General features: G+C 70.2%; 18 protein-coding genes. 10 read left to right on the top strand and 8 right to left on the bottom strand.

The annotated features are described in order from the left end of the window. Nucleotides 1-93: 93 nt before the first annotated feature. Nucleotides 94-4,599, bottom strand: coding sequence for an FtsK/SpoIIIE domain-containing protein (locus ACWZJV_RS16225; RefSeq protein ID WP_196875841.1), 4,506 nt, complete (start codon nucleotides 4,597-4,599; stop codon nucleotides 94-96). A gap of 64 nt (nucleotides 4,600-4,663) precedes the next feature. Beyond that, nucleotides 4,664-6,037: an RDD family protein gene (locus ACWZJV_RS16220; protein ID WP_457177138.1), complete on the bottom strand. Its 1,374-nt coding sequence runs from the start codon at nucleotides 6,035-6,037 to the stop codon at nucleotides 4,664-4,666. A gap of 113 nt (nucleotides 6,038-6,150) precedes the next feature. On the opposite strand from ACWZJV_RS16220, the gene ACWZJV_RS16215 reads away from it, so the two are divergent. Next, nucleotides 6,151-7,035, top strand: a complete 885-nt coding sequence (locus tag ACWZJV_RS16215; RefSeq protein ID WP_457177136.1) for a spermidine synthase — start codon at nucleotides 6,151-6,153, stop codon at nucleotides 7,033-7,035. Between the two features lie 193 nt (nucleotides 7,036-7,228). Continuing rightward, a complete protein-coding gene (locus tag ACWZJV_RS16210) occupies nucleotides 7,229-7,399 on the top strand; it encodes a hypothetical protein (RefSeq protein ID WP_008356160.1) in 171 nt (56 codons plus the stop codon). Nucleotides 7,400-7,484: 85 nt separating this feature from the next. On the opposite strand, the gene ACWZJV_RS16205 is transcribed toward ACWZJV_RS16210, so the two are convergent. Further along, complete coding sequence (locus ACWZJV_RS16205; RefSeq protein WP_457177134.1) at nucleotides 7,485-8,978, bottom strand: amidohydrolase; 1,494 nt, start codon at nucleotides 8,976-8,978, stop codon at nucleotides 7,485-7,487. Nucleotides 8,979-9,032: 54 nt separating this feature from the next. Then, nucleotides 9,033-10,595, bottom strand: coding sequence for a helicase HerA-like domain-containing protein (locus ACWZJV_RS16200; protein ID WP_008356157.1), 1,563 nt, complete (start codon nucleotides 10,593-10,595; stop codon nucleotides 9,033-9,035). A gap of 50 nt (nucleotides 10,596-10,645) precedes the next feature. Between ACWZJV_RS16200 and ACWZJV_RS16195 the strand changes: the two genes are divergently transcribed. Both ACWZJV_RS16195 and ACWZJV_RS16190 read left to right on the top strand, forming a co-directional pair. Next, complete coding sequence (locus tag ACWZJV_RS16195; RefSeq protein WP_008356154.1) at nucleotides 10,646-10,939, top strand: type II toxin-antitoxin system VapB family antitoxin; 294 nt, start codon at nucleotides 10,646-10,648, stop codon at nucleotides 10,937-10,939. Between the two features lie 27 nt (nucleotides 10,940-10,966). After that, nucleotides 10,967-11,482: a LytR C-terminal domain-containing protein gene (locus ACWZJV_RS16190; RefSeq protein WP_008356152.1), complete on the top strand. Its 516-nt coding sequence runs from the start codon at nucleotides 10,967-10,969 to the stop codon at nucleotides 11,480-11,482. Between the two features lie 3 nt (nucleotides 11,483-11,485). On the opposite strand, the gene ACWZJV_RS16185 is transcribed toward ACWZJV_RS16190, so the two are convergent. Continuing rightward, on the bottom strand, nucleotides 11,486-12,976 hold the full coding sequence (locus ACWZJV_RS16185; protein WP_040754684.1) for a potassium/proton antiporter: 1,491 nt from the start codon (nucleotides 12,974-12,976) through the stop codon (nucleotides 11,486-11,488). A 262-nt stretch (nucleotides 12,977-13,238) separates the two neighbouring features. On the opposite strand from ACWZJV_RS16185, the gene ACWZJV_RS16180 reads away from it, so the two are divergent. Beyond that, entirely contained in the window at nucleotides 13,239-14,363 is a 1,125-nt protein-coding gene (locus ACWZJV_RS16180) for an aminotransferase class I/II-fold pyridoxal phosphate-dependent enzyme (protein WP_457177131.1), read from the top strand. Here the strand turns inward: ACWZJV_RS16180 and ACWZJV_RS16175 are convergent. Further along, nucleotides 14,360-15,373, bottom strand: coding sequence for an IS481 family transposase (locus ACWZJV_RS16175; RefSeq protein ID WP_457176814.1), 1,014 nt, complete (start codon nucleotides 15,371-15,373; stop codon nucleotides 14,360-14,362). The two genes, ACWZJV_RS16180 and ACWZJV_RS16175, sit on opposite strands and share 4 nt — an antisense overlap. 205 nt (nucleotides 15,374-15,578) lie before the next feature. Between ACWZJV_RS16175 and ACWZJV_RS16170 the strand changes: the two genes are divergently transcribed. The 4 genes from ACWZJV_RS16170 (at nucleotide 15,579) to ACWZJV_RS16155 (ending at nucleotide 19,384) form a co-directional block, all read left to right on the top strand. Continuing rightward, nucleotides 15,579-15,941 (top strand): hypothetical protein, encoded by a 363-nt coding sequence (locus tag ACWZJV_RS16170; protein ID WP_008356146.1) that lies wholly within the window; start codon nucleotides 15,579-15,581, stop codon nucleotides 15,939-15,941. Further along, a complete protein-coding gene (locus tag ACWZJV_RS16165) occupies nucleotides 15,938-16,819 on the top strand; it encodes a hypothetical protein (RefSeq protein ID WP_008356144.1) in 882 nt (293 codons plus the stop codon). Before ACWZJV_RS16170 ends, ACWZJV_RS16165 begins: the two co-directional genes overlap by 4 nt. Next, nucleotides 16,816-18,156, top strand: coding sequence for a hypothetical protein (locus ACWZJV_RS16160; protein WP_457177128.1), 1,341 nt, complete (start codon nucleotides 16,816-16,818; stop codon nucleotides 18,154-18,156). The genes ACWZJV_RS16165 and ACWZJV_RS16160 overlap by 4 nt, the downstream gene beginning before the upstream one ends. 133 nt (nucleotides 18,157-18,289) lie before the next feature. Continuing rightward, nucleotides 18,290-19,384 (top strand): hypothetical protein, encoded by a 1,095-nt coding sequence (locus tag ACWZJV_RS16155; protein ID WP_457177126.1) that lies wholly within the window; start codon nucleotides 18,290-18,292, stop codon nucleotides 19,382-19,384. Nucleotides 19,385-19,422: 38 nt separating this feature from the next. Here the strand turns inward: ACWZJV_RS16155 and ACWZJV_RS16150 are convergent, their stop codons facing one another. Then, the gene (locus ACWZJV_RS16150) at nucleotides 19,423-20,418 is read right to left on the bottom strand and encodes a MerR family transcriptional regulator (protein WP_457177124.1); all 996 of its coding nucleotides are present in this window, start codon (nucleotides 20,416-20,418) and stop codon (nucleotides 19,423-19,425) included. A 65-nt stretch (nucleotides 20,419-20,483) separates the two neighbouring features. Continuing rightward, nucleotides 20,484-20,972, bottom strand: a complete 489-nt coding sequence (locus ACWZJV_RS16145; protein ID WP_008356133.1) for a MarR family winged helix-turn-helix transcriptional regulator — start codon at nucleotides 20,970-20,972, stop codon at nucleotides 20,484-20,486. A gap of 41 nt (nucleotides 20,973-21,013) precedes the next feature. On the opposite strand from ACWZJV_RS16145, the gene ACWZJV_RS16140 reads away from it, so the two are divergent. Next, nucleotides 21,014-21,925, top strand: coding sequence for a DMT family transporter (locus ACWZJV_RS16140; protein ID WP_457177122.1), 912 nt, complete (start codon nucleotides 21,014-21,016; stop codon nucleotides 21,923-21,925). Nucleotide 21,926 lies beyond the last annotated feature (1 nt).

Genomic DNA, 21,926 nt, shown 5'->3' with positions numbered 1-21,926 from the left:
GACGCCCGTACGAACGCCGCTGGCCACCGTAGGCCACTGTCTTCGCCCCTGTGAAGGGTAAAAACACCTTCGTTGTGCGATTTGTGCAGAGGTTCATGCAGAACCCTCGGATTCGCTCGCCAGAGGCATCTGCATGGTCACCGTGCGACCGGCCTGGACGAAGATTCCGCGACCCGCAGGGAAGTCGGTGCGCTTGAGCTTGCCGAACGGAACCTTGAACAGCGTGTCGCCGTCGTAGGTGTCCGGCTTGAGCACGATGCCCTGACGAGCGGCCTTCCACTCACCCATGACGCCCGAGCCGCCGCCGGCTCGAGTGACATCGGCGTCGCCGATGAAGAGGTGGTCGGAGTTGTTGATGGCCTGCAGCAGGGCGCGCATAGGACGGTCGGCGGGACCGTCGGCCAGGTGGGTCATGTCCTCGGCGACGATCATGATGCGGCCGGGGAAGGACTCGTCGGCGACGATCTCGGCGAGCTCGGTGACGAGCGCCTTCTCGTCGTCGGGGCGGGTGGCGCTGCGTACCCACGGGCGGAAGTCGCCGAGGGTGGCGCGACGGCTGCCGAGGTGGAACAGCTTGACCTCGGGGTCGAAGCGCTCCACGGACTCGACGAGCGCCTTGAGGGCGTTCGTCTTACCCGACTGCGGCGGTCCGGTGATGATGAACGAGCCGATCGGGTCGAAGCCGCGGGCGGACAGGGTGTCGTCGGCGATACCGAAGACGGGCTGTCCGTTGACCTGTGCCGGCATGGCCCGGCTGGAGATCTTCGTCGGCAGGGCGCCGATCTCCCCGACCTCAGGTACGCCCTGGGCACGCAGCTGGCTGACGAGCTCGTCGAGAGCCTTGGTCTGCTCGGCCACGTTGGTGGTGCCGCCGAGCACGGCCAGCTGGACCTCGGCCTTGTCGACGACGGCACGGCCGGGCACCGACTGCTCGTTGAGTACGTCCTTGGGTGCTCCGACCAGGACGTACTGGCTGGGGTCGGAGAGCCGCATGACGACACGGCGCGGGATGTTCGCGAAGACCGCCGTCGGGACGGACCCGGACCGGTCGGCGGTGATCACCGCGTGGATGCCGAGCGGGCGGCCCTCACCGAGGACACGCATGAAGGACTGGTAGAACGGCGCGCGACCGGCGGCGATCTCCCACTCCTTCTTGAACTCGGGGTAGTTGTCGATCAGCAGCAGGATGCGCGGCATCGAGGCGTCGGCGATCTCGCGGTACTCGGTGAGATTCGCGGCCGCAGCCTTGGAGAACAGCTCGGAGCGGCGGTCCATCTCCCGCTCGAGCGTACGCATCAGCCGCTGCAGACGCTCGGCGTCGTCGCCGTCGATGATCGAGCCGACGTGCGGGAGACGCTCGATCGCACCCAGCGCGCCGGAGGCGAAGTCGAGACCGTAGACGTGCACCGTGCCGAGCTCCGGACGGGCACCAGCGGCGGTCGCGATCGTCTTGAGCAGCGTCGACTTGCCGGAACCGGACGAGCCGAAGATGAGCAGCGAGCCGTCCCGGTCCGGGGAGAAGTAGACCGCGTTCTGCTGCTGACGCTCCGGGATGTCGGCGAGACCCAGCAGGATCTGACCATCGCCCTCCAGCGGCAGGTCGCGCATGTCGACCACGGGAGCCAGGTCGTCGAGCCACGGACGCCGCGGGGTCATCAGGCCGGCGGTGGCCGAGGCCTTGATCAGCGTGGCCACGATCCGCTTCTGGTCGTTGGGGCCGAGATCCTCGTCGTGCGAGTCGCTCTCCGGCGGACGCTCCGGCTCCCACTCGGTGATCGAACCGAACTTGAGCTCGGCCACCTTCACGTCAGCGGTGACCACCTCGTCCTCGCGGGTCCAACCACCGGCGTACGCGGACTGGAACGGCGTCAGGCGACCGGGACCGGTCTTCGCGATGCCGCGGCCGGGCAGGGACGGCGGGAACGACGCCGCCACCGGGTCGTCGACGACGTCTTTGGAGTCGGTCTCGTCGGCCATCCGCAGCGCGACGCGGAGGTTGGTGTTGGCCCGCAGGTTGTCCTTGATGACACCCGCCGGGCGCTGGGTCGCCATGATCAGGTGGATGCCGAGCGAGCGGCCTCGCTGGGCGATGTCGACGACACCGTCGACGAACTCCGGGACCTCGCCGGCCAGAGCGGCGAACTCATCGATGACCAGCACCAACGCGGGCGGGCACTCCGGGTCCTGGCGCTTCTCCAGCTCGAGGAGGTCCTTGGCCTTCTTCCGGTTGAACAGGTGCTCGCGGTAGTGCAGCTCGGCCTTGAGGCTCGTCAGCGCGCGGCGTACGAGGTGCGGGCTCAGGTCGGTCACCAGGCCGACACAGTGCGGCAGGTCGATGCAGTCGGCGAAGGCCGAGCCGCCCTTGTAGTCGACGAAGAGGAACGTCACCCGGTCGGGCGAGTGCGCCGAGGCGATGCCCAGCACCCACGCCTGCAGGAACTCGGACTTACCGGCACCGGTGGTGCCGCCGACGAGGGCGTGCGGACCCTGCGTACGCAGGTCCAGAGTCATCGCGTCGGAGGCTCCCTGGCCGATGATGGCGCGCAGGTTTCCGGCCTTCTTCAAGCGCGGCCGGGGCCGGTCGGAACGGTCGATGATGGAGTTGTTCTGCGCCCAGCGCTCGACGACGGAGTGCGGGTCCTCGGCGACCTCGTTGCCCACCAGGGACAGGAAGCTGACCGAGTTCGGGAGGTCGGAGGAGTCGTGGACCACGGTGCTGGCGTCCACGACGGGCGCGAGGCGCTTGGCGAACATGTCCATGTAGGCGTTGGAGACGCCCTCGACGGTGACGCCCTCGTAGAGGTCACCGTTGCGGACCAGTCCGACGGTGGCGCGCTCCAGGCCCTCGCTGACGTCCAGGTAGCTGCGGCAGACCGCCGGCAGCGCCTCGACGGTGGAGGACATGAAGACGGCGTGTACGCCGACATCGGCTCCGCGCTCGAGCACCTGCACCAGCCGGGCACGGTCCACCGGAGCGTCGTTGGTGACAAAGACGATGATGGAGACCTGCACCCGCGCGTTGGTCTCCTCGCCGGCCCGAGCGACGTCGGTGCCGTACTGCATCGGGTTCCACTTCTCCGGGAACGGGCCGCGGTGCTCCGCGGTCCGCCCGGCGCGCATGATGTATTCCTCCAGCGCGCTGAGCAGGGCGTTGGCCGTCGGCGCGGAGTCGGCCAGCGGCATGTCCTTGAACCGGTTGGTCTCGGAGGTGGTGTGCGGCAGCCACTTGAGCCACTCGAACTCCTCGACCCAGTCGGGGTCGGCGAAGGCGACGGTGACGACCTCGTTGGGCGCGTGCAGACCGAAGAGCTGCACCGCGATCCCGCGCATCGCGTCGGCCGCCGGGCCGGCCGGACCGGCGACACCCACGGAGCCCACCGCCGGCAGCGACTCCAGCAGCGGTACGTCGTCGACGTACTTGTAGCGCTCCTTCAGACGGTCGATCCGCTCGATGAACTCGGGCAGGCCGTTCTGGGTGTCGCGCTCCGCGATCGAGTTGCGCGAGAGCGCGCGGGTGGTGCCGAGACGTACGGCCAGGAAGTTCCAGTGCTCAGGACGCCTGGTCCACAGGCGCGGACCGAGCTGCATCGCCTGCTCGAAGACCTCCGCGACCGGCGGGACCTCCTCGTTGCGCGCCAGCTCCTCCTCGGGCTTGCTGCGGTAGAAGACCTCTTCCAGCTTCTCGAACTGCCGCTCGAAGAGCTCGATCTCGTGATCCTGCTTCGCGCCGGCCTGGCGGTGCTGGTTGATGAAGTTGCCGACCGCCATCATCGGCGTCATCACGACCAGCAGCAGCGCCCGGGCGCGACCGGTCATCGCGTAGATGGAGAGCGCCATGATGATCGGCGCGATCAGCACGAACCACGGGAACAGCTTCTTCTGCATCTCCGTGGGCATCCACGGCGGCGGGTGCTCGGTGCCCGGGTAGCGGACGTCGACCCGAGGGCTGCGGTTGAAGAGCAGGCCGCCACCGCGCTCGAGGACCGGGTCCTCGACCGTGTCGAGGAAGTCCTGGGAGAGCTGCATGACCAGCGTGGTGCTGCCGATGATGACGGGCGTGTCCGGCGCCAGACGTACGCGGGAGACCTGGGTGCCGTCGACGACGACGCCGTTGGCGGAGTTGAGGTCGACCAGCTCCACGGAGCGGTCCACCTCGATACGGGCGTGGCGCTTGGAGACCATCGGGTCGGCCAGCACGATCTCGTTCTCAGGTCCACGGCCGATCGAGGCGTGGCCGGTGACCAGCGGGAACGCCTGTCCCCGGACCGGACCGTCGATGGCGCGGAGCACGCCGACGCTCTTCCGCCGCGAGCCGGTCGCCTCGGCGTCCGGGCCGAGGTTCACCACCGCTGCGGCGAAGCCGGACCCGATCGGCGCCTCGCCGATGGGGATGTCGTGCTGGAGCGGCTCCATCCGGTCGGCGGTCGGCGGAGCGACCGCCAACGTCAAGACGTCGTGCTCACCCGCGATGATCGAACGAGCCGGGTCGGCGTCGGCGATGTGCCGGGCGACGTCACCAGCGGTGGCAGTGGAGTCAGCCGTGACGATCACATCCGCAGGCGCGACACCGGGCCGGTGCAGAGTGAGCTTGACCTTCATCCTTCGTTCCCCTCGTCAACGTGCTGAAAGACCATGCAGAAAGATCGTGCGGGCGGGAACGCGGTCACCCGCGTCGCACCAGGGCGGAGCGGTCGCCGAACCGGATCATCGCGCCGACGGGGGCCAGCACCGGCTCCCAGGCCTTCAGCCGGCGGGTGGCACCCTCGTGGATCACCACGGTGCCGTTGGTCGAGCCGCGGTCGGTGACCTCGACACCGTCACCGCTGGGCCGCAGCGAGAGGTGGGTCTTCGAGACCGACACGTCGATGATCGAGACCGTACGCGCCCCGAGCGTGTTCTCCGTCAGGGCGGGGTCACGACCGACCAGCACCAGGCCGGACACCGGGATCCGCTCGCCGGAGTCGACCTTGAGCATGATGCCGCGCGACTGTGCCGCAGGCTGGTGGGAGCCGGTGGTGGGCGCCGGAGCCGGAGCCGGCGTCGGGGTCGGGGTCGGCGGCGGGGTCGGCGCGGGAGTCGGGATCGGCGCCGGCGTCGGGGCGGGCGCCGGAGTCGGGTGAGGGGTCGGGGCAGGCGTCGGGGTCGGGGGCGGCGGGGGCACGGTCTGTCCCTGGTTGGGCACCACACCGCGCGAGGGCGGGATCGACGGCATCACCGGCTTCGGCGCCACCGGTCCCGACGGCGGGGTCGCGAGCGCACCACCTGGGGAGGCACCGGGCTCCTCGCGCTTCGCCTTCGGACGGGACACCCCGAGCACGCCGGCGCTGACCCGCCCCGCGGGACGGTAGCTGCCGGCGTCGTGGTCGTTGGGCGTGCTGAGCGAGGGCAGCGACTTCCGCTCCGCGACGGGCGCGGCCGCGACCGTCTTGCGGGCGATGCGCATCCGCTTCTCGTCGTAGGGATCGAGACCTTCGCGGACGTCGACCATCCAGGTCTCGGCGACCTTGTCGTGCCAGCCGCGGCCACGGTTCTCCTTGTCGAACAGCGGCGAGGCGAGGAAGACGATCGGCGCGATCGGGACGATGCCGGACCCCCAGAGCACGAGGGCCCGGAGGAACGCGCGGCCGACGCCGGGGCGCTCGAGTGTCTTGACGTTGACCGATCGGACCCCGGCCATGGACTTGCCCAGCGTGACGCCGCGGCGGCCGTGGAAGACGATCTGGACGATGACGAAGATCAGCGACAGCAGCACGGTCGCACCGCCGGCGATCGCGGCCAGCGTGAAGTCGGGGTGGCTCAGGAACCGGGCGAAGCCGAACTTGCCCTGGGCCAGCTTGAGCAGCAGCGGAAGGGTGAAGACGAGATACGGCACCTGAAGGACCAGGTAGCAGACGATGTCGACGGCCGCGGCGGCCGCCCGACGGCCCAGGGGCGCGTCCTTCAGCCCGAGCGAGGCAGCGTAGGCCGGGTCCGGCTTTCCGTCGGCGGTGAGACCTTCGATCCGGTCGTCATTTTCGGCGACCTCCCATATCTCCACCGCAAGAACTCCTCACGCCCGATGTCCGAGTATTTTCGGCGCTGACCCAACAACGCCAGAAGGCTACCGGAATCTCCCGGCTCGGGCGCGATGGTGTCTGGCAGGATCGACGTATGTCAACACCCTCCGGGCCATCCGGGAGCCCCGAGCGCATCGTCTTCTCCGACGGCAGCACCGCCGATCTCGTACGCAAGGAGGACGGCTGGGTCATCGAGATCAACGGTGTGGCGCAGTCCCACCTCGGTGACCCCGGGCAGCCGCCGAAGCTCGCCTCGATCCGGTGGATGCTGGCGGCGCTCGGCGACCGGGCGCCGCGGACGGCCGCCCACCTCGGCGGGGCGCTGCTCGCGCTGCCCCGCGCGGTCGCCCATAGGTGGCCGTCGACCACGCAGACGGTCGTGGAGCTGGAGCCCGCGCTCGTCGAGCTCACCGCGTCGCGGTTTCCCCTGCCCGCGGGGATCACGATGGAGACGGCCGACGCTCGCTCGTGGCTGGAGGCGCACCCGGGGTCGGAGCACGATGCCGTCGTCATCGACATCTTCGTCGGCAACCGGATCCCGCCGGCGTTCACCTCGCTGGAGTGCATGACCGCGGCTCGCCGTGCGCTGAGCGAGGAGGGTCGGCTGGTGCTGAACTCCGTCGCCGGCCCCGAACTGCTCTTCACCCGGCGCGAGCTCGCGACGCTGCGTACGGTCTTCGAGCATGTCGCGATGATCGTGCAGGGGTCCGCGCTGGCGGGAGCGCGGTTCGGCAACGCCACGCTGATCGCCTCGGCGTCCCCGATCGACTTCGACGCGATCCGCGCGGCGCTCGCCGGCGACCCGTCGAAGGGGGCGCTGGTGACCGATCTCGACCCGATCGTCGACGGGGCCGGCCCGATCCGCGACGCCGACCAGCTCTGGTCCCCGGAGCCGAACCTGCCCGACGCGAGCGCGGCGCTGCGGCTCCTCGAGCAGGCCCGCCGGGCCGTCGGCACGCTCAGAACCGCCGCCGACTGACCTTCCGTCCCCTTTGTCTAGCGAGATTCGGCCCTATCGCTCGGCAGATACCGCGACAGGCATCGACGGGCATTTCTTTTACCGAAACCGGCTTGTAACGTTCAAACAACCTGCTCGCGACTTGAGGGCGGGATGCTTGATGCGCAAGACAAACCACGATGCACACCATCTATCCGTTGTAGGGGGGACCTCGATGGAAACACTCACCGCGATCGAGCCTGAGGCCAGCAGCGCCGCTAAGCAGCGCAGCCTCAAGTTCCGCCACGCCAGCGCCCTGACCAAGCTCATGGAGGAGCGTCAGGACCTGCGTGGTGTTCACGTGTTCGCCGACTTCGTCGACGACTCGGTCCGCTGGTCCGCGTGACCAGCATCTGATTTGGGGGGATCCACGATCCCGATGCGTGAGGCCCGGCCAACGACGGCCGGGCCTTCGCAGTTCTCGAGGGCGCCTAGGCCGTACGGTGGACGATCCGCCCGCCGACCACGGTCAGCACGACGCCGCCGTGGGCGATCGCGGCCAGGTCTCCGACCGAGGCCCGGAGCGGGTCGATGTCGAGCAGGGCCAGGTCGCCGCGAGATCCGGGAGCGACCGTCGGCTGGCCGTCCACCGAGGCCGTCAGCGCCTCCTGGACGGTCAGGGCCTGCTCCGGATGCCACGGCTCCTTGCCATCTCGCGAGCGCCCGACGGCCGAGGCGATCGCCAGCCACGGGTCGAGCGGCGCAACGGGGGCGTCCGAACCGAGCGCGATCCGCACCCCCTCCTCGAGCATCCAGCGGGTCGCGAAGCAGCGCTCCTCCCGCCCCGGCCAGACGTCCTCGGTCATCTCGCGGTCGTCGAGGATGTGGGCCGGCTGCACCGAGGCGGTGATCCCGAGCCGGGCCATCAGCGGCAGATCCTCGCGACGTACGAGCTGGGCGTGCTCGATGCTTCCGCGCGCACCCGTGGCCGCGTACGCCGCCAGAGCCTCCGACACCGCCCGGTCGCCGATCGCGTGGGTGGCCACCTCCAGGCCGGCCGCGCGGGCCTTCCCGAGCAGCCCGGTCAGCTCCTCGGGCGACTGGTTCGGCGCCCCGCAGCTGTCCGGGTCGTCGGCGTAGGGATCGCAGCACCACGCGGTGCGGGTGCCCAGCGAGCCGTCGCTGATGATCTTCAGCGGTCCCATCGTGAGCCGGTCCTCGCCGGGGATCAGCGGGTCGCCGGTGCGAAGACCCGAGGCGATCGCCTCGTCGAGCTGGTCGGCGTACGTCGCGACCCGGATCCGGAGCAGGTCGCAGCCGGACGACCATCGTGACCGCCAGTCGTCGAGCCGGACGCCGACCTCGAAATCGGTCATCCCGACCACCCCGAGCGCGGCGGTCCGGGTGAGCATCCGGCGATAGGCCGCCGGAGTGCTCCCGCGGCTCTCGAAGAGCTCCGCGACCCGCGGATAGGCCTGGTACCACTCCGTCTCCTGCACCATGTCCTCACGGCGAGGAAGCTCCAGGGCGTCGAGGGCCGCGGTGTTCAGCCAGGCGTGGTGGAAGTCGTGGTTGACCAGGATCGCGGGGACGGGGCCGGTGACCGAGTCGAGCTCGGAGACGGTGCCCCAGCGGTCCCAGGTTCCGGCCGAGTGGCCCATCCCGACGATCGCCTCACCCGGCTGGATCTCACGTGCCGCCGCCGCGACCCGCGCCAGCGCCTCGGCCGGCGAACGCGTCCCGTGCAGGTCCAGCCGGCTGGCCCGCAGCGTCCACTGGCCGAGGTGGGTGTGGGCGTCCCACAGTCCCGGCACCAGCCAGCGGCCGCCCGCGTCGTACGCCTCGACGCCATCGGGCCGGGACAGGCCTTCTCCGACCGCCGACACGAGACCGTCGGTGACGAGGACGTCAACCACCTCGGTGGGCACGTCCGCCCGAGGTGAGAGCGGAACGATGCGTACGTTCCGGAGGAGAAGGTCGGGCATGAGCAGACGATAAGGAGTCTGCCCATGCCCGGGCCAATCAGATATCGAGGTGGCTCAGCGGCGCTTGAAGAGTCCCCTGACGAGCTCCCTCGCGGCGGTGCGCGCGGCCTGCTTGAACGCGGTCGACTTCACCACCGTCTCGATCATCGAGTCGTCGTCGTCCCGCGACCGCGAGCGTGATCCCGAGGACTTCTTCGGGGCGGTCTTCTGGGCAGCCTTCTTGGCCGCCTTCGCCTCGGCCTCGGCCGTCCGCGCGGCCGCCGCGGCGTCCGTCTTCGTCTTGAGCTGATCGACGGCGGACTCGACCTCGACGGCCGTGGAGTACTTCGCCGCGAGCGGTGAGCCCGCCACGGCTGCCGTCATCGCCGCGGCCTCCGCCGGACCCATGAGCGCCTCGGGCGCCCGCAGCCGGGTCCAGGCGACCGGCGTCGGCGCGCCGCGCTCGTTCATGACGGTCACGATCGCCTCACCGATGCCGAGCGTCTGGATGACCGCGCCGAGGTCGTCGTAGGAGGAGGTCGGGTAGGTGTTGACGCTGGCCTTGAGCGCCTTGGCGTCGTTGGGCGTCGCGACCCGCAGCTGGTGCTGGATGCGTGAGCCGAGCTGGCCGAGCACGTCCTCGGGGACGTCGGTCGGCTTCTGGGTCACAAAGAAGACGCCGACTCCCTTGGACCGGATCAGCCGGACCGTGTTGGTGATCTGGTCGAGGAACGCGTCGGAGGCGTCGTTGAAGAGCAGGTGCGCCTCGTCGAAGAAGAAGACGAGCTTCGGCTTGTCCGCGTCGCCGACCTCGGGAAGCGCCCGGAAGAGCTCGGCGAGCAGCCACATCAGGAAGGTCGAGAAGATCGCCGGCCGGTCCTGCAGGTTGGGCAGCTCGAGCAGCGAGATGATCCCGGCCTCGCCGTCGTTGCGTACGAAATCCGTGACGGCGAAGGCCGGCTCACCGAAGAACTCGTCCGCACCCTGGTCGGCGAAGGCGATGAGCGTACGCAGGATCACCCCCGTCGTGGCGGAGGAGAGGCCGCCCAGATCCTTGAGATCGACCTTGCCCTCGTCGGAGACCAGCCACTGCAGCACCGCCCGCAGGTCGTCGAGCCCGACGAGCTTGAGGCCCTCCTTCTCGGCGTAGTGGAAGACGAGCCCGAGCGAGGACTCCTGGGTCTCGTTGAGGCCCAGCACCTTGGAGAGGAGCGTCGGGCCGAAGGCATCGACCGTGACCCGGACCGGGATGCCGGTGCCCTCGCCGCCGAGCGCGAAGTATTCGACCGGGAACCCGCGCGCCTGCCAGGTCTGCCCGACGGAGGCCGCCCGCGCGGTCAGCTTCTCGCTCGACTCGCCCGGGGCAGACAGACCGGAGAGGTCGCCCTTGATGTCGGCGGCGAACACCGGGACCCCGGCCGCGGAGAGCTGCTCGGCCAGCAGCTGGAGGGTCTTCGTCTTTCCCGTGCCGGTCGCACCGGCGACCAGGCCATGCCTGTTCAGCATCCCCAAAGGAATGCGGATCGGCGTCTCCGTCAACGTCTCAGCGTCCGCCATCAGCCCCCCGAGCTCGAGGGCCGAGCCCTCGAATTGGTAGCCGGGCCCGACCGCTTCTGAGAGAGCAGCAGCATCCGTCATGACGAGGACTCTATGTTGGTATTTGGTTGCGGGGCGATACAGTCACGAGGGTGATCTTCAAGCGTGTCGGCGATTCTCGCCCCTACCCTGACCATGGTCTGACGACCAAGGGGTGGGCCGCGCTGCCTCCTCGGACGGTCCGTCTCGACGAGCTGGTGACCACCAAGGACACCCTCCAGCTGGTGGCTCTGCTCAACGAGGACTCGACGTTCTTCGGCGACCTCTTCGCCCATGTCGTGGAGTGGAACGGCGAGCTCTACCTCGAGGACGGGCTCCACCGGGCGCTCCGCGCGGCGCTCCAGCAGCGCAACGTGCTCCACGCCCGCGTGCACACGCTCGGCTAGAGATGCTGAGCGGTTAGGCTCGGCGTCATGCTCGACTCGGCCCTCACGGGACTTCGTACGTTCATCATCCTCGCCGTCCTCGCGGCTGCGGTCGCTCTGGCCGGTGCCTGGGGATGGAAGGCGATGACCGCACCCTTCCCGCAGAAGGTGGACGTCGGGCCGTGCGTGGACACGTCGGTCAAGAAGGGCTCGGAGGTCTACCCCTCGCAGGTGGTCGTGACCGTGCTCAACGCGAGCACGCGGGCCGGGCTCGCCACCCGGGCGATGACGGACCTCGTCGACGAGGGCTTCGTCAAGGGTCGGACCGGCAACGCGCCCAGCGGCACCCGGCTGAAGACCGTCGAGGTGTGGACGCCCGACAAGGACGCGCCCTCCGCCGCGCTGGTCGCGAGCTGGCTCGGCGACGCGAAGATCGTCGAGAAGAAGTACGACGTCCCCGGCATCGTGGTCGTCACCGGCGAGAACTTCCCGGAGGTCACCGGCGGCGACAAGACGGTCACCGCCAAGGCGGACGCCACGATCTGCAGTCCTCCGGTCGAGTAACCCTCAGCGCAGCCAGCCGGCGAGGCGGCCCTTCCGGCTGACCAGCTCGAGGCGCCGCTCGGCCTGCTCACGCTGGTGGCGGGGCACGACGACGAGGACCACGTCGCGGGCACGGAGCACCGTGGTGCTCTCCGGCACCAGGGTCTGTCCGCCGCGGATCAGCAGCGACACCGACGACCCCGAGGGCAGCCGGAGCTCGCCGACCTCGACACCGTGGAGGCGCGACTCGCGCGGGATCCGGAGCTGGATCAGGTCGGCCGCGATCTGCTCCAGCGGCGCGACGTCGAGATCGAGCGATCGGGGGTCGTCGGGCCGGGCGACGGCGAGCACCCGCGCGACCCAGGGCAGCGTCGGCCCGGTCAGCAGCGTGTAGACGACGACCATCACGAAAACCAGGTCGAAGAGCTCCTCGGCACCGTCGACGCCCTCGGCCAGGGGGATCGTCGTGAGCACGACCGGCACCGCCCCTCGCAGCCCGGCCCAGGAGACGAACACCGTCTCGCGCCACGACATCCGGGAGACCAGCGTGCTGACCAGCACGGACGCGGGCCGGGCGAGGAACGTCAGGATCAGCCCGGCGGCGAGCGCGAGACCGATGGTCTGGAGGTCGATACGTCCCGGGGAGAGCAGCAGCCCGAGCATCACGAAGAGCCCGATCTGCGCCAGCCAGGCCACGCCCTCGGCGAAGGACCTGGTGGCGCCGCGGTGGGGCAGATCGGTGTTGCCGAGCACGAGCGCGGCCACGTAGATCGCCGCGAACCCGGATCCGTGCAGCCAGGACGACCCGCCGTAGGCCAGGAAGGCCAGCGTCAGCACGGCCAGCGGGTAGAGACCGGCGGAGGGCAGCGCAGCCCTGCGCATCAGCCACGCACCGCCGAAGCCGACGAGCAGACCGATCACGATGCCCAGCAGCAGCTCGCCGATCACGATCCCGGCCACGACGACCGGATGGTTCTCCCCGATCGCACCGCTGGCGATCAGCGTCACGATCACCACGGTCGGGGCGTCGTTGAGCCCCGACTCGGACTCGAGGACACCGGTCAGCCGCTTGGGCAGCGGCACGACCCGCAGCACCGAGAACACCGCGGCCGCGTCGGTCGGCGACGTCACCGCCCCCAGCAGGAACGCCAGCTGCCAGGAGAGCCCGAGCAGGTAGTGCGCCCCCACGGCGACGATCCCGATCGAGACCACCACCCCGACCGTGGCCAGCATCAGGCCGAGACCGAAGGAGGGACGTACGTCCTTCCACGAGGTCGTCAGACCACCTTCGGCCAGAATCAGCGCCAGCGCGCCGAAGCCGATCGCGTGCGCCACCGCAGCGTCGTCGAAGCGGATCCCGAGCACCGACTCCCCGAGCAGGACCCCCATCAGCAGGTAGATCAGCAACGACGGCAGGCCCGCCTTCGTCGAGACCCGCACCGCCAGGATCGCCAGGAGCGTGACCAGGGAGCCGATCAGCACGAACATGTCGAGCTGATGGACATCGAAGCTCATCTGCGTCGGGCCCCCCTCCGACCTCTGGAACTGCATCTTAGGGCGTGTCCGAGAATTGCCCGGCGGCATGCGCCGCCATGGCACGCGCTGGCCGGCGTTGCCGCTCCTCGAAAGACCCCGGTATGCCTTCGGAGCGGCGCCTTGGCCAGCACGCACCCTGACGACGCATGCCATCCGGGCCATTCTCAGCCACGCCCTAATGTTTGCCCCTATGGACCGCCTGACTGTTGCCCAACGCGCGAACGTGCCTCCTTTTCACGTGATGGACATGCTCGAGCGCGCGGCGCAGAGGCAGCGGACGTACGCGGACCTCATCTCGCTCACCTCGGGGCAGCCGTCCACCGGAGCACCCCAGGCGGTCACTGCCGAGGCGGTGCGACTGCTGCAGAGCGGTGACCCGCTGGGCTATACGCCGGCGACCGGCATCCTGGAGCTGCGCCAGGCGATCGCGGGGCATCACCGGGCCTGGCACGGGATCGAGGTCTCACCGGAGGACGTGATCGTCACGACCGGCGCCAGCGGCGGGTTCCTGGCCAGCTTCCTGGCCGCCTTCGACGTCGGCGACAAGGTGGCGATGGCCCGGCCGTCCTACCCCTGCTACCGCAACGTGCTCGCGGCCCTCGGGTGCGAGGTCGTGGAGATCCCGACGGGTGCGGCCGAGCGGTTCCAGCCGACCGTCGAGCAGGTGCAGGAGCTGCACGAGCGCGTCGGGCTGAAGGGCCTGGTCGTGGCCAGCCCGGCCAACCCGACCGGCACGATGCTGCGCCCCGAGGAGCTGGCCGGGCTGGCACGCTACTGCGAGGAGGCCGGGATCCAGCTGATCTCCGACGAGATCTACCACGGGCTGACCTACGGTGGGGACGGCAGCCGTGGCCGCAGCGCCTGGGAGACCTCGCGCGACGCCGTCGTGTTCGGCTCGTTCTCCAAGTACTTCTCGATGACCGGCTGGCGCATCGGCTGGCTGCTCGCCCCGGCCCATCTACGGCGCGCGATCGACGTCCTGGTCGGCAACTTCACCATCTGCCCGCCGGCGCTCGCCCAGCACGCCGCCGTGGCCGCGTTCACCCCGGACGCCTACGCCGAGCTCGACAGCCACGTGACCCGCTACGCGACCAACCGTGGCGTGCTCCTCGACGGCCTGCGCTCCCTAGGGGTCACCGAGATGGCCCCGGCCGACGGTGCGTTCTACGTCTACGCCGACGTCAGCCGCTGGACCGACGACACCATGGCCTGGTGCCACCAGGTACTCGACCGCACCGGTGTCGCGATGGCCCCGGGGATCGACTTCGATCCCGTCGACGGCCATCGCTTCGTACGTCTCTCCTTCGCCGGTTCCGCCGCCGAGATCGAGCAGGGCCTCGACCGTCTCTCCACCGTCCTTCGCTAGGTGTTCTGGCCGGGGAGGTTGGGTACGCGGTCGATTGGTGACTTGCCTTTGAGGCTGGTGTGGCCGCGGTGGTGATTGTAGTGATGCAGCCATGCGGGGTATGTGGCTGCTCGGTCGGCTTCTGAGGTGTAGGTCGTGGCGTAGGCCCACTCTTCGAGCAGTGTCCGGTTGAACCGTTCGACCTTGCCGTTGGTCTGTGGTCGATACGGCCGCGTGCGTCGGTGCTTGACCCGCCGGCCGAGCGTTTTGGCCCAGAGCCGGCTGCGGTAGCAGGAACCGTTGTCGGTGAGCACGGCCTTGACGGTGATGCCGTGGGCGGCGAAGAACCTCTTGGCGCGCTTCCAGAACGCTGCTGCGGTCTCCTTACGCTCGTCACTGAGGATCTCGGAGTAGGCCAGCCGGGAATGGTCGTCGACGGCGTGGTGCAGATAGACGTAGCCGCGCGAGGACGCGGCACCGGCTCGGCCTGCCCGGTCGCGGGCCGCGTGAGTTGCTCGCGCCTGTGCCGAGTCCCGACCGAAGACCCTCCACCCACCGCCGTCGGGGATCTTGCCGAGCTTCTTGACGTCGACGTGGATCAGGTCGCCGGGTGCTGGGTGTTCGTAGCGGTGCTTGTCTCGTGAGGAGGTCTTGATCCGGGCGCCGGTGGCCGGGTCGGTCCACTTCAGTCGCGGGCAGCCGTTGCGTCGAAGGACCTGGTGAACGGTGGAGGGGTTCTGGCCGAGGTGGTAGGCGATCCGGGCTGGTCCCCAGCGCCGCGTCACCCGCAGCTTCACGATCCGTCGCTCGGTCCGCTGCGGCAGCCGGTTCGGGCAGCGGTGCGGACGCGAGGATCGGTCGACCATCCCGGCCTTGCCGAGCTCGCGATAGCGCTGGGCCCAGCGCCGCGCGGTCGTGACACCGACGGAGAACCGCTCAGCGGCCCTGGCGTAGGACCAGCCCTTGTCGACGACGAGTTTGGCTAGGCGCAGACGTCCCGCTGGTGTGAGGGTGGCGTTAGCGTGGGACACGAAGACCTCCGTGGTGGATGTGGGTGCGTGGTAGCTCCACACCTCACCCGGAGGTCTTCGTCATCGTCCAGTCGGCCCGCCGTACCTAACGTCCGTGGTCAGAACAGCTAGGGCGTCGCGGGCGGTTTTGAGAAAGTTCAGGATTTTACGTTTAGAACTCGCACAGCGGGGTAGGACCATCTCAGAGAACTGTCTGAGGAGGGATATGTACGGCGACAGCGACGTGATCCGCCGTCGGGTGAACCGTCTGCGTGAGCAGGCGGACGACATCCGCGCGAGTGCCGACAAGCTGGTGAGCCAGGCCGAGGCCGTGCCGTGGCACGGTCGTGCGGCCGAGTCCCTCCGCGGGCGGATGAAGGAGCGTGCCACCGCGCTGCGGATCGCCGCCGAGCAGCACGATCGGGCGGCCGACAGCCTGGCCAAGCACCTCAAGCAGGTCGACCTGCTCAAGGAGCAGATCGCCGAGGCCGAGACGCGCGCGGAGACGCTGATCACCGACGGCAAGCTCAACGGATTCGAGGCCCCTGAGCCGGGCCACAAGGACTGGCTGGAGGTCACCGTTCGATGACCACGATCGACCTGGGACCCGCTCCGGCGGCGCCGACCGAGCCGTGGGCAGGCGTGCCCCGACGGGTCGGCCTGACCCTTCCCGAGCTCACCCACGCCTGCGAGACCATCGGGGCGCCGCTCCCCTTCGAGGTCGCGACGCACCGCGAGGAGGGGCTCGACGCCCGGCTGGGGCGTACGCGCTCGGCGGCCGAGGCCGAGGCCCTGGACCGCGCGCTCGCCGGCTTCGGTGAGGGCAGCACCTCGCTGCAGCGACGCGATCTCCTCGACGCCGACGGCACCCTCGACTCCGGGATCGCCGGTGCCCTCGGGCTCCTGGCGACCCCTGAGGTGGTCATCGACCTCGACGTCGTCGTCGACGGTCTGCACGGCCGTGCCTGGCACCGGCAGAAGGGCGACGCAGCCGCCTCGCTCGCCACCGTGGACGGGCTCGTCTTCGAGCTGTCCTGGTATCCCTCCGCAGCCTGGGCGGCCGAGCTCGGCCGCACCGCCACGCTGCCGGGCGACACCGCCCGGCTGACGTCGGCGGTGCCCGACAAGCTCGAGGTCCCGTTCGCGACGGCCGATGCCGTCTTCGAGGCGCTGCGCACCGGGCGCGGCGACCTGGTGCCCGTGCTGACCGCGGGCGACGTCGTCGTCTCGACCGCACTCGAGGCCCTGTCCACCGAGACCCACGGCCGGCTGCGCGCGGTCGTGGCGACGACCGCCGACCCGGAGCACCCGCTGATCGGCACCGTCTCCTGGACGCTGGTCAACGACGGCTGGCGTTCGATGCGTACGGTGTCGCTCGACGGAGAGCTGACGCTGCTGATCACCAGCGTCGAGCCGTCCGAGCTCGCCGCAGACCTTGCCCCTGTTCTCGCGGAGGTGGCCCGATGAACGAGGCCGGAAACAACGCAGCCAACGCTCCGGTCGACCGCCTGGGTCCGGTCCCGGGCGGCGCCGCCGACCCGGCACCGCCGCCGGCGGGGCCGGAGGACAAGTACGCGCAGATCCTCGGTCTGGCGAGCTCGATCGGCGACGCCGGCGCGCAGCTGCGCGAGTGGGCCGAGCTCGGTGCGGAGATCCTTGCCGACGACGACGTCACCGACTCGGCCGAGCTCTCCGCGAAGACCTGGGAGCCGGCCGAGGACGAGATCCGTGCCGCCGTCTCCGAGAAGGGTGGTGTCCTCGGCCTCGGGCAGGCGCTCGACGCCGACGCCGTCTCGGTGCGCGCGACGGTGCAGACCTATCGCTGGATCGACGAGCTCCAGGCAGCGGCCCGCCGCTCGTTGGGCGCGATCGCGGCCAACGCGCTCGACTACCTCGCACCCGAGGTCGAGCTCGGCGGGTCGCTGCTGTCCGCCGGACTCATCGAGACCGACGCGCTGGACCGTGAGGGCGTCACCGCCTACCTCGGCGAGCTCGCCCAGGGCCACCCCGAGCTGATGGACCACATCGCCACCGGCGGCGGGCTGCTCGAGTCGCTCGAGCTGCGCTCGCTGCTCACCGCCGACTTCCCGCGCGGCGACGACGCCGCGGCTGCCACCGCGGGCGCCCGGCGCGCCGCTGGCATCGACGCGTTCACGACCGACGCCGGTCACGCGCTGCGCGACGTCGGTGAGGCGCTGGCCACCACCGCCGAGGAGACAAAGGTCGGCGATGTCACCGCGGGCACCCCGGCGACCATCGAGGAGCTGATCCGCACCCTCGAGGCCACCGAGTCCGGTGTCGCGGTCCAGCAGACGGCACCCGGTCGCTACATCGCCTACCTCCCGGGTCCGTACGCCGGCAGCCGGCGGCTGCGGCTCGTCTCCGGCGACCTCTCCGACTACATCGCCACCGCGTCGCGGACCATCGAGAAGACGGTCGAGACTGGCTCGCACGTGATGCTCGTCGGCGCAGCGGCAGGGGGAACCGCGGCGGCCGCGATCGCGGCGTCAGCCGGGGCTGCGTACGTCGTGGACCAGGTGGTCACCGTGGGGGCTCCGGGCGCGGCAGCGCCGAGGGTCCCGGAGTCCACCCGGGTGCTGTCGCTGGAGGACCGCTCCGACCCGGTCGCGCTTCTCGGCGGGCTCATCAACGCGGGTGTCGGACACCGGTTCACGGTCGTCTACGACGGCACCGCGGCGGAGGAGAGCCACTACATCGCGGGCGGCCGGGCGGCCGACAACGCCAGCCACGACGAGCTGCGCGAGGAGATCGGGCGGATCCGCAGTCTGGGATATCTCGGTTAGCCGCCGCGGGGTTGCCTCGGGGATCTGAATCGATACGGTGTAGTTCGCCCCCTGCACCATCCCCGGCCAACCGGCGCCCGTCACCGGCTGGTCGATCGCGGCGGGCACTCTGACGCCTACCGGATCGGTCCCTGTGAAGTCCATCGTCATCCACGCCGGCCTCCCCAAAACGGGCACCTCCGCGGTCCAGGCTTTCTTCAGCACCCATGCGGACGAGCTCGCGCGGGCCGGCATCTTCTACCCCCAGCACAGCGTCGACACCAACGGCATCAGCGCCGGCAACGCCGGGTCGCTCATGGAGCGCTCCGGGCATCTCTTCGTGGCCTCGCCCCGGGAGGTCGCCCGGACGCTCGGGGAGTTCGAGGCCAGCGGCTGCCACACGCTGCTGCTCTCCTCCGAGGCGTTCCTCCCCGAGCTGCCCGGGATCGCCGAGCTGCTGCCGCCGGAGGCGCGGTTCGTCCTGTACGTCCGCGATCCCCTCGCGTTCCTCGAGTCCGACTACAACCAGCGGGTCAAGCGGCTCTCGCACGTCGAGCCGTTCGAGCCGTCGCCAGGCGTGTACGGCGGGTGGCTGGGCCATGAGCACCTCTACCACGCGCTCGACTCCGAGACGGTGCGCTCCCGGCTCGTGCTCCGGCCCTACCTGCCGGAGCTCTTCGTCGGCGACAACCTGCTCACCGACCTGCTCGACACGGCCGGGATCGACACGGCGGGGCTCGGCGACCTGTCCCTGCGGAAGGTCAACCTCTCCTACTCGCTGCACGCTCTCGAGATCAAGCGCGCGCTCAACGTCCTCCCGCTCGGGCCGCAGCTCCAGGAGCGCCTCGACATCCACCTCCAGTCCTGCCCCCTCGGGCCGACGACCTACACCCTGATCCCTCCCGCCGACCACGAACGGCTCCGGAAGGTCGCCGACGACGAGCTGCACGCGCTCGCGCTGCGCTACGACATCGACTCCCTCGAGCCCATGCGCGAGCTGTTGCGGGCCAAGCCGCAGAAGCCGTACCACCCGCAACAGCTCACCGACGACGAGGTCGACGCCGTCGTACGTCACATCGCCGGCGTCGGCGAGCGGCTCACCCGACGCATCGCCCAGACCCTCGCGGAGCACCCCGAGATCGAGCTCGTCTACCCCTCCCTGCGCGACTCGTTCGCCGCCGCTGCCGCCGAGCTGGGCGATGAGCCTGTGGCCACCCCGCGGCGGCGTTGGTGGCGGAGGCGCGGCTAGGCGCAGGGATACCCGGTTAACCGGGTATCCCTGCGAAGTCAGGCCAGATCGGCAACCACGATGGTGTGGTTGTCCGGCTCCCCCGCGGCGACCACGGCCGCGGCGACCGCATCGGCGATCTCCTGCGGTCCGGCCTCGGCGGTGATCAGCGCGTCCAGGTCGTCCACGTAGGAGTGGACGCCGTCGGTGCTCAGCACGAGCCGGTCGCCTGGCAGCAGGTCGAGCGTGATCTCGTCGGCGACGACCCCGGGCACGAGGGCGCGGTTGAGCAGTGCCCGGTGCTCGTGGGAGCGAGCCTCGTCGAGGGTCAGCTGGCCCGCCTCGACCATGGCGGCGACCACGGTGTGGTCATGGGTGACCTGACGTACGTCCCCGTCGCGTACGAGGTAGACCCTCGCGTCGCCGATGTGGGTGATCCGCGCGACCGAGCCGTGCAGGTCGATCGCGGTCAGGGTGGTGCCCGACTTCGGCACCTCGGCGAAGACCTCCTGGATCGCCGAGGTCAGCCCGCCCGCGGCGTACGCGGTCAGGACCGCCCCCGCGAGATCGTCGCGATCCCCGAAACCGTCGGCGACGGCGATCAGCTCGGGGGTCACCAGGATGGCGTCCTGCTGGGTGGCGCGGCCACCCTGCTCGTGACTGACGCCGAACTCCGCGTGCAGTCTTTCGGTGGTGGTTGTCATCGGTCGTGCCTCGTTCCTCATCGCGTGGACGAGGATGGAGACCATGGTGCGACGCGTGGCTGTGTCAGCCTCGACCTGCCGCCAGTACCTCTCGACCTCCGCCGCCGCGGCGACGGCCGGCATGTCGAGGATCTCCCGGATCCGGGCCAGCGGCATCCCAACCAGGCGCAGCGTTGCCACCAGCCGGGCGAGTCCTACCTGGTCAGACGTGTAGCGACGGTAGCCCGAGTGGGGATCCACCTCCGCAGGCGGCAGCAGACCCAGGTCGTCGTACAACCTCAGTGCCTTCGGCGTCAGCCCGGTCGCCCGGGCGAAGTCGCCGATGTTCACAAGCCCCTTCAGGCCGCTCATGTCCACCATCCTCCCCGGTGAAGGTCACCGGTGTCAGCAGATTGGCGTCTGCCCTTGGGGCAAGCTCAAGCCCCGGTCTGCTCGGCCCACTTCTCCAACAGCCGCGCGAGCGACCGCCGTTCGGCGGCGGTGAAGACGGCGAGCAGACGGTGCTCGTTGGCGATGTGGTCGGTGAAGGCCGCGTCGATCAGCTCGCGTCCGCTCTCGGTCAGCGTGATCCGGCGCCCGCGACCGTCCTCGTCACGACGGCCCCGGCTGACCCAGCCCTGGGCCAGGCAGCGGTCGACCCGCTTGGTGACCGCGCCCGAGGAGACCATCGTCTGCTCGCCGAGCTCCTTCGGAGTCAGGGCGTACGGAGCGCCTTGCCGTCTCAGCGTCGCGAGCACGTCGAACTCCCCCTCACCCAGTCCGTGCTGGGCGTAGACCTGGACGAGCTCGTCGGTGAGTCGCAGCGCGAGGCGGTGCAGCCGGGCGATGACGGCCTGCGGGGTGATGTCGAGATCGGGGCGCTCGCGCTCCCACTGCGCCATCACGGTTGAGACATGGTCTGCCATGACTCTGGAATATATCTGACGCGGAAGATATTATCTCTTCCATGGAAAGTAGATTGGTCACCCTCGCACTGACCGCGATCGCCCCCGTGGCTTGGGGATCGGGCTACTTCGTCACGGCCACGTTCCTGCCGCCGGACCGCCCGTTGTTCGGTGCCGTGGTCCGGGCGCTCCCCTTCGGGCTGCTGCTCCTGGCGCTCCGGCCGGGCCTGCTCCACGGCTCCTGGTGGTGGCGCACGGCAGCGCTCGGGCTGCTCAACTTCGCAGCGTTCTTCGCCCTCGTCTTCGTCGCCGCCTACCGGCTCCCCGGCGGCCTCGCCGCGACCCTGACCGCGGTCTCGCCGATCGTGGTGATACTGCTGGCCTGGGCCTTCGCCGGGGAGCGACCACGCGCCGGGTCGCTCGCAGCCGGCGTCGTCGGCGCCGTCGGCGTGGCCCTGCTGGTGCTCCGCGGCGGCGCGAGCCTCGACCTGGTCGGCGTCCTGGCGGCCTTCGCCTCGGTGGCCGTGTTCTCCACCGGATTCATCCTGGTCAAGGTCTGGCAGCCGCCGGTCGGACTGCTCACGTTCACCGCCTGGCAGCTCGTCCTGGGCGGACTCGTGCTCGCCCCGGTGGCCCTCCTCGTCGAAGGCCCACCACCCACGCTCGACCTCCCGGCGGTCGGGGGCTACGCCTATATCGGCATCGTCGGCACGGTCGTCGCGTACGCGGTCTGGTTCCGCGGCGCCCGCCGGCTGCCCGCGGCCGCGGTGTCGCTGGTCGGTCTGCTCAACCCGGTCGCCGGCATCCTCATCGGCCTCGTCCTCGCGGGCGAGCACCTCACCCCGGTGAGCGCCCTCGGGATGGCGCTGGTGCTCGGTGGCGTACTGCTCGGACAGCCCGCCGTGCTCGACCGGATCCGGGCGCGACGTACGCCTCGACCGGGTCCGTGTGCGGACGTTGGAGTCGCCGGATAAG

Source organism: Nocardioides sp. WG-D5 (genome assembly GCF_054031175.1).
The sequence above is the reverse complement of the archived record's forward strand: the minus strand, read 5'-3'. Positions and strand labels throughout refer to the sequence as shown.